Raw genomic sequence first — 11527 nt, forward strand, 5'->3', positions numbered from 1 at the left:
CGTTAGTTTCCAAAAAGCCCATCTTTGGGACAAATTACGTCACTCGTGTCCGTTAGAATTTGTACTTCTCTGTTCCTCCACTTCTCAGTTCCGCTTTTCAGTTCGTACGCAGTCCTCCGCTCCTTACCCTGTTCCACGCTTCTCCGTAACTCCGAGTTCTCCGTTCCTCAAACTGTCTTCACGCCTCTCGATCCGCACCTTGTCTATCTCTGCGCCACTAATCTCCTCCAACTCCCCACCCATTCTCAAAATCTAGGAATATTTTTCTCAATCACGGCTTACAAATAGAGTGATAGATGATTCCTCGAGAAATGGGTGGTTTGCTATGAACGTCCGAAGGAAGAGGTTCCTATTTTACACGGTACTAGCGGGGTTGTTTACGCTTCTTTTCCTCTTTTTCATCAGTGGTCTTAATTCTTCAACAGCTCCCACCCTCATAGAAGTACAAGCCGAAGAACTCATCCAATCTTCCGTGTCTACGCCTGTACCCGCTGAGGTTTCTTCCCTCCCACCGGACAAACCTGAGCAGCTACTCCCAGCTCAAGTGGACACAATTCCAACGGCGACGTCATCTGATCAGAGTGACGTGATTCCAGCACCAACACCATCCGTGCAAGAGTTGACAGCCCCACCTCAGCCAACTTCCGTTACCGTGGACACCTACATGCCCAATGGGGTTGTTACTCCATCAGCTTCATCCAAAGTCAGCATTCCTGTCCTCAACTATCATAGCGTCACAATGGATCCAGGAAATGTGGTCGTTATTTCTCCAGCCAAGCTAGAGGCGCAGATGAAATATCTGCACGACCATGGGTATACGCCTATTTCTCTCACAACATTCATTAACCTTATAGAAAAGAAAAGTGGTCATGCAGCGCCAGATAAGCCTGTACTGCTTACTTTTGATGACGGCTATGTGGATAATGTGGAGGAGGCGATGCCGATTCTGGCCAAATACAATTTCCCTGCTACGCTCTTCATGTCACCAGGCATGGTCGAGGACGCTGGTTATTTGAATTGGGAACAGGTCAAGCAGCTCCAACAAGCAGGTTGGGACATCCAACCGCATGGTATGACACATCCTCATCTGCCTAAGCTTTCTGCAGCACAACAAGTCTATGAGATCACAGAAGCTAGAAAGTTAATTGAGGAGAAGCTAGGCACACAAGCAGACGTATTCTGCTATCCCTATGGTGAATATAACGAAACAACGTTGAAGGTCTTGAAAGATCACGGCTTTCGGTATGCGTTTACGATCGACCAAGGCTACACAACCAATCAGCAGTCCCCTTACTTGCTCAAAAGGCTGTTTATCAACGGAGAAGAAAGCCTGAAAGCCTTCATCAACAAGCTCCCGAAATCCAATTAGGGAGACCATTTTCTATCACAATGAGACCAAAAAGGAGCTAACCCCTACAAATGGGCTAGCTCCTTTGGTGTCTTGCTCTAGTTATCTCAAACGGTGACAATAAGCCTCAAGTTCATGAAACGGCACCGTATAGAGGGCTAAGGTGTTCACAATGGTTTTCGTCGAGCCGGGCAGAGCAAGGAATTTGGCGAAAAGCCGATCCTGCCCCTCCTCGGCCGCGGAAGTCCAGAACTGAACCTGCCGGACGCCGGGATTGCCTGCTTTAATGGCATGTACCAGTGCACGTAGTCCTTGTACGAATAAAGATGATCTTCGCAGCTCTTTTTCAATAAAGGCGACCTCGATCTGACAAATATGCTGATCCTCGTAATCGCCGGGACCAGTGCCGTAACCGAAGCCGACAGCGCCGACCATGTCGTAGGACTCCTCGCTGATGATGAGCATGGCTTTACCTAGAAAGAGCGGACTACTGATGAAGCTGAGCTTCATGCCGAAAGTATAAGGCAAATTGAGTTCGTCATGATGGCGCAGCAGGAAGTTCATATAGGCCTCATGATCCATTTCAAATTCGCAGACTCGAAATTCGAAGGACATTACTGTGGTTGTACGCGAAGTGAATCGTTAACCTTAACGATTTTACCGAAGCCGCCGCCTTTTTTAGAACCTTTGTCGAGAGTTGGGGGTACTGGAAACATACGGATTGCCTCCTTTTTGTCGTAATTTGTTTTACCTTTTTCCATTATATCCTAGTAAATTTCTTTAGGGTATCCCTGAGATTGTTAATTTTCTCACAAAAAACGACCTCTTTGCCGTGACTGCCTTCGCGTTCGAAGCGTGATCTTGTAAATTTGGCATACAGCCGACAGAGATAGTCGTTCTCGGCCAAGGCGGCAAGCCTGAACTCCTGGACCTGTGGATGTCCCTCCATGATCTGATTTACCATATAATTCAGTCCTTGGATAAATAAGCGTGACCCTCGATAAGCTCTATCTGCAATGGCAATATCTACTAAGGCAACATCCTTATCCTGAAATTCCTGTTCAGGTGTTCCGTAGTAATAGGCTACGATTCCGACCACACGGTTATCGGCATCTTTTGCACAAATCAGATTGCCCTGAGTCACGTAGGAATAGATGAGAGTAACCATTTCTAACGTAGAATAAGAAGCATGCAGGTCGCGCTTATGGGATAACATGAATAAACTGGCCTTGGCGAAATCGTCATCACTGACACACTTTTGGTAACTTATCGTCATCTTGAATCTCCTTTCTGACTTCCAGTCATTATCCGATTCGTTTCTGAAGTGTTTGTTCCAGAGATTGTAGAATCTGCGGGTGTTCAGCCATTAAACGGTGAAAAGCTTCTTGTCTGACGGACAATAGCACCGAAGGCCCCATCGCCCTTACTGTTGCATTTCGAGGTACATTGTGAAGTAAGGCAATTTCGCCGAAATGATCCCCATCTTGCAGTACGGCGACCCGTCGTTCCCCACCATCAGGCATACGTTTTATAATTTCAAATTTACCACGGACAATAATGTAGAATTTGTTGCCCTCATCGCCTTCGCTCACAACATTCTCGCCTTCTTTACAGGTTTCAGTTGTAAATAACATAGCGATGTTCTTAAGCAGCGGGGGTGCAATACCTTCGAAGAAGGGAAGCTTGGCAAGCCTATCCATATCCACCGTGGCGTAGAGTCCGTCCTCAGATAGGTTAAATCCGAACTGCTTGTCCCAGAGACTGCGATAGAGATTGCTCTTATGAAGAAGCTCACGGTGGGTACCAGAGTCCACAATTCGCCCGTCATGGAAAACATAAATGCAGTCGGCGTTCTTAACTGAGGATAAGCGATGTGTCACGGATACAATGGTCTTCTCGGATCTAAGCCGATCAACGAGCTGATTAATGTCTGCTTCGGTAGCTGGATCCAATGCGGATGTTACTTCATCGAGCAGCAAAATGTTCGGCTTCCTTAGGAGCGCTCTTGCAATCGATAAACGTTGGCGTTCGCCACCTGATAGTGAGCCCCCTTCATGATGCACCTGTGTATCGTATCCGTCAGGCCAACTTGCAATGACATCATGGATGTTTGCCTGCTTGGCCGCCTCGATCATTTCATCTTCCGAAGCACCGCTATCCAATAGCAAGTTATCCCGAATGGTCGTATTAAATAAGAAGGTATCCTGCGTAACGAGTGTGGACTGTTTTCGTAAAGAAGCTTCACTTAGGGTGCGAATGTCGTAGTCATCCATAGAGACAGAGCCTTGCTTCGGATCATAAAAGCGGGACAACAGCTGCAGGGCAGTACTTTTGCCAGAGCCGCTGGTGCCAATGAAAGCGACATAGCTACCCGCTGCAATTTGCAAGCTTACATGTCGTAATTGATCGGACTCCTCGTTATAACCAAAGGTCACATCATCCATCCGAATCGAGGGAAGAGAAGAAGGCAGCTCTAGAGGATGGGGAACCTCCCGAACGCTGGGTTGATGATCCATAATTTCTTGGATGCGCCGAAAGCTAATATTGGAATCGATAAGGTTTGGGATGATGTAGGCTAAATTAGAGCCTGATTGTCCTACACTTAAGAATAAGGTGAAAAAGGCCATAAAATCGCCTATCGTCATCATGTCATGGAAGATCAAATAACCGCCGAAGCCAATCATAATTCCGTTCAAAATCAAAAGTGATATAAGCGGGAGCCGCTCCATCATGGAATTGGTAAGTTGCAATTTTAGGCCAAAGGAAAAGAGCTCATGCACCTGTTTACKGGCTCGCTCTTGAAACCTTGCTTGCAGATGTAAACTTTTAATCGTTTTATGTCCCTTAACCATCTCATCAATCGTATTCGTGAAACGTTCCTGTGCCTCTTTGTAGTGAATATTGGCGACTTCCGCGCGCCCTTGGAGGAGTCTTGGCCCGATAAACATCAGCATGGAGCCGGCAAGCATAGCTAGTGTGAGCTTCCATTCAATAGAGAATAGTAAAATGAGTCCAAGCAGAACACTTAAAGCTTCCTTCAGGAAAAATGGGAATGCGATGCGCACCACTCTTTCCACGGAGCCCATATCTGCCGAGAATCGGGTGACAAGATCGCCAACTCTGTATGTTTGATGGAATGGGAGCGATTGCCGCTGTAGGTGTGTAAACAGCTCGATCCGTAGTTTTTTGATGATCTGGCCGCCGAGATTTCCTAGTGCGTATTCTCCGCCAATACTTGCACAAATATTGAGAAAGCCAGTGGCAAGCAGTATGGTCAAGATGATTGCGAAATGATGAAGATTTTTGGGTATAAAAGCTTCGTCCACCAGATATTTCAGGCTCACAGGAGCGGCCACCGAATATCCGACTTCTAGGAGGAGGCAGAATAAAAAAATGCTGGTCAGTCGCTTATAGGGAATCCAAAGGTTCAAAAGGGTTCTTAGGAAATTCAGGAATCATCGCCACCTTTCAATAGAATAAGATTACAGCACTTTTTTGGGGTTGTAAACGACACGATTTGTCATAATTCGGTAAAAGTAAACGGTAGGATAGAGCTTTATTAATTTATGTTCAAGTGTTTCCCGCAATCGCACGGAGCCTAATGAATTCTCCCTCACCCAACGTGTATAATACAATTAACCATCCTTTTAAAAGGAGATTCCATGCATGAAAGAAACCAAAACAGCCTTCGAATCCATCGACGCCTACATAGCAACCTTTTCCCCTGAGCTTCAGGAGAAACTCCAAACGATCAGATCAGTCATTCAAGAGTCCGCGCCAGAGGCCACAGAAAAGATTAGTTATCAAATGCCTACCTTTGACCTGCATGGTAATCTGGTGCATTTTGCGGCATTTAAGAATCATATTGGCTTTTATCCAACACCGAATGGGATTGATGAGTTTGAGGAGGAGTTGGCGCAGTATCCGAGGTCCAAAGGGGCTGTGCAATTTCCGCATAATCGACCGCTGCCACTAGCGTTAATCAGCAGGATCGTGCAGTATCGCGTGGCAAAGAATATTGAAAAAGCTCAGTCGAAACTAACGAAAAAGAAGTGATCTAGCACAGCTGGAGGGGGACTTAATAGGATTACGCATCCTTCCCAGAGAGATATAAGCAATCTAACCAACGGTGGTGAAGTTATGGAACAGCCGTACACGATCTACGAACAACAAATGAAGGGCAAGCTTAAACGTTGGGAAATCCGTCTGCAAAAGCAACCCAACTTGATCGAGCGCGCCTCCAAATCCGTTCAAAATCGCATCAATCAAGTGATTCCCGAGAAGATTCACAATACGATCACCGCGACGGTGAAAGGGATTGTGCAAACGACTTCGTTCGGCATTCATTATATGCCTGCGACGGAGCCACTGAAGGGCGTATCCATGGCGGACCGCGATGCGAAAGCCGAGGAGCTGCTGTCACTGTACAAGAAAATCGCTGCTGCCGAGGGTGCAGGTGCAGGAGCTGGCGGTATTTTGCTTGGCCTTGCCGATTTCCCGATTCTAATCGGGATTAAGTTGAAGTTCCTTTTTGAATTAGCGCATATTTACGGGTATTCGACTAGGGACTATAGAGAAAGATTGTTCATCCTGTATGTATTTCAGTTGGCGTTCTCCAGTTCGAAGAAGAAGCCAGCGCTGCTTCATACGATTAAGAATTGGCCTGCAATTTCACAGACCTTTCCTCCAGCCGCCGACTATGCGAGCCAAGTGGATTGGCTGCAGCTGCAGCAGGAGTATCGGGACACGATAGATTTTCGCAAAATGCTTCAGCTCATCCCCGGCATCGGGGCTGTCGTTGGCGCTTGGGCTAACTTTGGCTTGCTGGAAGAGCTCGGGGTGGCAGGCATGAACTGCTATCGGCTGCGCAACTTGCAAGACAAAGCTAGGAACGCCAGCAAGTAATAATTGCATGACATTTATCTTGGTGCTCTGATTAAAATGGAACATAAAAAACCTGAACGACAGTCGGATTAATGTCCAACTATTGTTCAGGTTTTTCTTGTTGTGCTTATTCATGATTCATCTGAGGGTAAGTCTTTGGGAACCAGCTTGAAAATATCCCCCGACTCGAACGAATCAATAAGCCTATCAAGCCATTTGTAATAATGAATAGCTGAATCTATTTTATCTAAATCCTGTTTAACAACAGCTTGTAAAGGGAGACTGTCAGGAAATTGTTCGTTCAGCTTTCGGAACTCATTTTTGGATTTGGTAAGCGCAAGCAGGTTAACTTCTAAGGCCTTTCGCCATTTGAGGCTAAAGAAATCAGCGAAAGTTTGGAACCAGTCGGATTCAACCTCATATAGATCCTTACGGGAACCTTTTTCCCACACTTTATTAACCATTTTCAGATCAACCAGCGTCCGCACGCCTGTGCTCATGCTGGTTTTGCTCATTTCCATAGCTTTTCCCATTTCGTCTAATGTCATAGGCTTGTCTTGAAATAAAAGTAAACCGTATAAATGACCGGTAGATTCACTAACACTATATAAATCCATGTTATTTCCAATAGATTCTATGATTCGTTTTCGAGCCTTCTGTATGACGAGATCTTGTTCTACGCTGATGCCCTCTATATGATTCATTATCTCCTCACCCTACCTTTAGGTTTACATCGTTATTGTAAGAAACAATTTTGAAAAAGTAAAGAAAAACACCTACTAGGAATAGTATACTAAACTTCGTGAAAGTTTGTACAGTTTTTTCTGTTTGAACTGTTTGTACAGAATTTAAGGTTGACATAAATGATGATTATTCGTTAGACTTGTTGGACGACATGCAAACAGAAGAAAGGAGTGAGCAAATGTCGGTTATCCAAGTTAATCAGGTGACAAAAATATTTGGTCCCGATCCCGCATCTGTTCTTCCGTTGCTCTCACAGAAACAAACGAAAGAAAAGATTTATAAGGATACGAAGCATACTGTAGGAGTCAATGAAGCTAGCTTCTCTGTTGAAGCAGGTGAAATATTTGTCATAATGGGGCTCTCAGGCAGTGGTAAATCAACATTGGTTCGACTTTTGAATCGGTTGATTGAGCCAACGAGCGGAAGTATCACAATTCACGGTAAGGACATTGTTCGCATGAATGATGAGGAGCTTAGAAATGTCAGACGAGAACAAATCTCAATGGTATTTCAGAAGTTTGCCTTATTTCCTCATCGAACAGTCGTTGAGAATGTGGAATACGGGCTAGAGGTTCAAGGGTGGGATAAGCAAAAAAGGCGTGTGAAGGCGCTAGAGTCTTTGAATTTGGTAGGATTACAGGCTTGGGCAGACAGTAAGCCTTCGCAATTAAGCGGCGGCATGCAGCAGCGGGTTGGGCTTGCGCGGGCTTTAGCCAATGATCCGGATATCCTTTTGATGGATGAGGCTTTTAGCGCATTAGACCCTCTTATTCGGAAGGATATGCAAGATGAACTCGTAGAGTTGCAAGATAAAATGAAGAAGACCATCATTTTCATTACACATGATCTGGATGAGGCTCTTCGTATTGGAGATCGAATTGCGCTAATGAAAGACGGCGTTATTGTCCAAATCGGCAAACCAGAAGAAATTATGATGAACCCAGCAAATAAGTACGTCGAAAGGTTTGTGGAGGATGTTGATCTATCCAAGGTACTGACCGCAACGACAGTCATGCGCCGGCCTGAGACCATAGGCCTTGATAGAGGGCCGCGTGTGGCGCTGCAGCTCATGAGGCAAAGCGGGATATCTAATTTATTTATTGTAGACAAGGGCAAGAAGTTAATTGGTGTTATAACAGCGGAGGATGCTTCGGGTGCTGTTCGCTATGAGAAGAGTCTCGAGGATATTGTGATTCGAGATATACCAACTGTCGGCCCGGATCAACTGCTGCATGAATTATTTGAAGTTTGCAGCAATGCCAAGTATCCTGTGGCAGTCGTGGATAGCGATGGGAAAATTAAGGGTGTTATTGTTCGCGGCGATGTTCTTGGGGCTCTTGCAGGTAACGTTGTGGCAAGAGAGGATGTGAATAACGAATGACTAAAGTTCCATTGGATGATTGGGTTGAGAAGGTTGTTGATGGGTTAGGAGCTAACTTATCATGGCTCTTTGATTTCATGTCACTCCTCATAGAGGGAGTTGTGGATGCATTTTCTGCCGTTTTTCATTTCCCTCCAGCGCTGGTACTTATCGCTTTGATTACGATTCTTGCTTATTATCTTGGCAAATGGCCATTCGCGCTATTTGCCGCCGTAGGATTGTTATTAGTCGATAATCTTGGCTTGTGGGAACATACGATGGACACACTGGCTCTGGTTATGACCTCAGCAGTCATTTCCATTCTCATTGGTATTCCTTTAGGCGTATGGTGTGCACAAAGCAACCGAGCACGAGGGATCATCACACCAGCGCTTGATTTCATGCAAACCATGCCTGCTTTCGTTTATTTAATCCCTGCCGTTACCTTTTTCGGACTGGGTGTGGTACCTGGGGTCATTGCATCCGTTATTTTTGCTGTACCACCGACGATTCGGCTGACGAATTTGGGTATAAGGCAGGTTGCTGAAGATTTGGTTGAAGCCGCAGATGCTTTCGGTTCAACCCCTATGCAAAAATTAGTAAAGCTGCAATTTCCGTTAGCGATGCCGTCTATTATGGCGGGAATTAATCAAACGATTATGCTTGCGCTCTCGATGGTTGTTATTGCTTCCATGATTGGGGCGCAGGGGGTAGGGGCTGATGTGTATAGGGCTGTTACTCAAATCAAAATTGGTCAAGGCTTTGAAGCCGGATTGGCTATTGTTGTATTAGCTATTTTACTTGATCGCATCACACAATTATGGATGAAGAAAAAAAGGAGTGTTTAAAGATGTTGAAGAAAGCCGCTAAGACATTAATATTCGCTAGCTTGACCAGTTTACTTGTCGTGACAGGCTGCTCGAAAGATAATGCTTCAGAATCTAGTGTAGGCAGCAGTGTGAATCACAAAATTATCGGAATTGACCCTGGTGCAGGATTAATGAAGCAGACGGATCAAGCGATGAAAGCCTATGCGCTTACCGATTGGAAATTAGTTGAAGGCTCTAGCGCAGCCATGGCGGCAGCGTTAGATAAAGCGTATAAAGCGAAGGAACCGATCATCGTGACGGGGTGGACACCTCATTGGATGTTCGCTAAGTATGATTTGAAATATCTGAGAGATCCTAAGGGTGCATTTGGTAAGGATGAAGAGATTCATACGATTGCGCGCAAAGGTTTGAAGGAAGCAGCGGCGTCAGCATATGCAATGCTAGATCGATTTGAGTGGACGCCGGAGGATATGGCAGTGGTCATGTCAGCTGTGGTTGACGGTAAGAAGCCCGAAGACGCAGCTGCGGATTGGGTTGTGGGCAATGCAAGTAAAGTGGATACTTGGGTGAAAGATCTTTCGCCAGAACAAGGTAAGAAGCTGAAATTAGCTTATGTGGCTTGGGATTCGGAGATTGCCAGCACGAATGTCGTGAAAACCGTATTGGAAATGAAGCTCGGGTATAAAGTAGAGATGCTGCAAGTAGAAGCCGGACCGATGTGGGCTGGACTTGCTGATGGAAGCGCTGATGCGATTGTGGCTGCATGGCTCCCGACTACGCATAAGGATTATTTCGAGAAGTATGCCGCTAAACTAGAAGATCTTGGTGCAAACTTAAAAGGGACCAAATTGGGTCTAGTTGTACCTGCCTATATGACAATCAGTTCTATTGAAGATTTGAAAACGAAATAGCCTAAATAGTAGAGCGAAGTCTATCGATAATCTTATCGATAGACTTTTCAAATTAGGTCATTGGGAAGTGATATTTGCAGAACACGCGCATACACTAGAAGAGAGTCGGTTACCGGCTCACCTTGTGATAAATTGTGATTATTTTCACAAGCATATATGTGATTAATTTCACAACTGGAGGAGTGTTGAGGCAATGAGCAAACCCAGAATCGTGATCCTAGGCGCAGGCTATGGCGGACTTGTCACAGCGATAAGGCTGCAGAAGAAGATGAAAAGAAATGAGATGGACGTGACACTGGTCAACAAACATGACTATCACTTTATTACAACGCATCTGCATATGCCGGCTGCCGGTACGGATCATCATGATAACGCACGCGTGACTATTTCGGATTTGATTGATGAGCGGAAAATTCGATTCGTGAAATCGACAGTAAGAGAGATTGTACCTAGTGAGAAAAAGATTGTGCTGGAAGATGCGACGCTGGACTATGACTATCTCGTGATTGGACTCGGGAGTGAGACGGAAACCTTCGGAATCCCAGGTATGCATGATTATGCCATGTCGATCAAAAGTATTAACAGTGTCCGCTTTATTCGGCAACACATTGAGTACATGTTCGCCAAGTCCAAAATGGCTCCGAAGCGCAAAGATTATCTGACCTTCGTCGTTGGCGGCGCCGGTTTCACGGGTACCGAATTCGTCGGGGAGCTGGCGGATCGCATTCCTGTTTTGTGCAAAACGTATGATGTCGATCCTGCTGATGTCCGGATTTATAATGTGGAAGCTTCCTCGTCGGCGCTGCCTCCCGGGTTGCCGGAGGATTTGGTCGAATATGGCATGGAAGTGATGCGCCGCAAAGGGGTGCAGTATAAGCTATCGACCGCGATCAAGGAATGCACATCGGATGGGGTTATTCTGAGCAACGGCGAGTTCATTCGCGCGGGCACGGTAGTCTGGTCGGGAGGAATACGCGGCAATTCATTGCTTCAGGAGGCGGGTTTCGAGGTCCAGCGGGGGCGGGTCAAAGTTGATAGTTGCTTGCGCTCCTATCAATTCCCGGAGATTTTCATCACCGGAGATTGCTCGATCGTCACGAGCCCAGAGGGTACACCCTATCCGGCCAATGCGCAGATTGCTGTCCAACAGGGCTATAATGCTGCTAGGAATCTCATACTGACGGTTCGTGGCAAAGAGATGAAGCCATTTGTCTATGATTTCAAAGGGACGGTAGCAACCTTGGGCCGCGGTGAAGCCGTTGGTTTACTCAAAGTGAAGAAAGTAAAAGGCCGCTTGGCTTTATTTATCAAAAAAATGATCGATGCCCGTTACTTGTTTCTTATCGGCGGCATTCCACTCATTTGGAAGAAAATGATTTGGAAGCAGAAGTCCACGACTCGCAATTATCATGTGCCGAATTAGCGCGCGTATAACGTAAAATCCCCTTCA

At 45.8% G+C, this 11527-nt stretch carries 11 protein-coding genes; 7 read left to right on the forward strand and 4 right to left on the reverse strand.

Annotation, left to right across the window (positions count from 1 at the left end; genetic code table 11):
* Positions 1-325 precede the first annotated feature (325 nt).
* Positions 326-1369, forward strand: a complete 1044-nt coding sequence (locus tag AB4114_RS16305; RefSeq protein ID WP_441989393.1) for a polysaccharide deacetylase family protein — start codon at positions 326-328, stop codon at positions 1367-1369.
* 81 nt (positions 1370-1450) lie between these two features.
* Here AB4114_RS16305 and AB4114_RS16310 read toward each other — a convergent pair whose 3' ends face one another.
* From AB4114_RS16310 to AB4114_RS16320, 3 genes are all read right to left on the reverse strand, one after another.
* On the reverse strand, positions 1451-1912 hold the full coding sequence (locus tag AB4114_RS16310) for a hypothetical protein (protein ID WP_441989394.1): 462 nt from the start codon (positions 1910-1912) through the stop codon (positions 1451-1453).
* Positions 1913-2108: 196 nt separating this feature from the next.
* Complete coding sequence (locus AB4114_RS16315) at positions 2109-2624, reverse strand: hypothetical protein (RefSeq protein WP_441989395.1); 516 nt, start codon at positions 2622-2624, stop codon at positions 2109-2111.
* A gap of 28 nt (positions 2625-2652) precedes the next feature.
* Positions 2653-4779 carry an ABC transporter transmembrane domain-containing protein gene (locus AB4114_RS16320; RefSeq protein ID WP_441989396.1) on the reverse strand — a complete coding sequence of 709 codons (2127 nt, stop codon included), beginning with the start codon at positions 4777-4779 and terminating at the stop codon, positions 2653-2655.
* 235 nt (positions 4780-5014) lie between these two features.
* Between AB4114_RS16320 and AB4114_RS16325 the strand changes: the two genes are divergently transcribed.
* Both AB4114_RS16325 and AB4114_RS16330 read left to right on the forward strand, forming a co-directional pair.
* Positions 5015-5404, forward strand: a complete 390-nt coding sequence (locus AB4114_RS16325) for an iron chaperone (RefSeq protein ID WP_441989397.1) — start codon at positions 5015-5017, stop codon at positions 5402-5404.
* Positions 5405-5488: 84 nt separating this feature from the next.
* Positions 5489-6253: an EcsC family protein gene (locus tag AB4114_RS16330; protein ID WP_441989398.1), complete on the forward strand. Its 765-nt coding sequence runs from the start codon at positions 5489-5491 to the stop codon at positions 6251-6253.
* Between the two features lie 110 nt (positions 6254-6363).
* Here the strand turns inward: AB4114_RS16330 and AB4114_RS16335 are convergent, their stop codons facing one another.
* Complete coding sequence (locus AB4114_RS16335; RefSeq protein WP_436238867.1) at positions 6364-6936, reverse strand: GbsR/MarR family transcriptional regulator; 573 nt, start codon at positions 6934-6936, stop codon at positions 6364-6366.
* Positions 6937-7154: 218 nt separating this feature from the next.
* Between AB4114_RS16335 and AB4114_RS16340 the strand changes: the two genes are divergently transcribed.
* The 4 genes from AB4114_RS16340 to AB4114_RS16355 all read left to right on the forward strand — a co-directional run bounded on the left by AB4114_RS16340 (position 7155) and on the right by AB4114_RS16355 (position 11500).
* The gene (locus AB4114_RS16340; RefSeq protein ID WP_441989399.1) at positions 7155-8357 is read left to right on the forward strand and encodes a quaternary amine ABC transporter ATP-binding protein; all 1203 of its coding nucleotides are present in this window, start codon (positions 7155-7157) and stop codon (positions 8355-8357) included.
* Positions 8354-9184 (forward strand): ABC transporter permease, encoded by an 831-nt coding sequence (locus AB4114_RS16345; RefSeq protein WP_441989400.1) that lies wholly within the window; start codon positions 8354-8356, stop codon positions 9182-9184. Before AB4114_RS16340 ends, AB4114_RS16345 begins: the two co-directional genes overlap by 4 nt.
* Positions 9185-9189: 5 nt before the next feature.
* Positions 9190-10077, forward strand: coding sequence for a glycine betaine ABC transporter substrate-binding protein (locus AB4114_RS16350; protein WP_441989479.1), 888 nt, complete (start codon positions 9190-9192; stop codon positions 10075-10077).
* A 193-nt stretch (positions 10078-10270) separates the two neighbouring features.
* Positions 10271-11500 carry an NAD(P)/FAD-dependent oxidoreductase gene (locus AB4114_RS16355; protein ID WP_441989401.1) on the forward strand — a complete coding sequence of 410 codons (1230 nt, stop codon included), beginning with the start codon at positions 10271-10273 and terminating at the stop codon, positions 11498-11500.
* Positions 11501-11527 lie beyond the last annotated feature (27 nt).

It is taken from the genome of Paenibacillus sp. 2RAB27, from assembly GCF_052115445.1.
In the GTDB taxonomy this organism is placed as follows: Bacteria; Bacillota; Bacilli; order Paenibacillales; family NBRC-103111; genus Paenibacillus_E.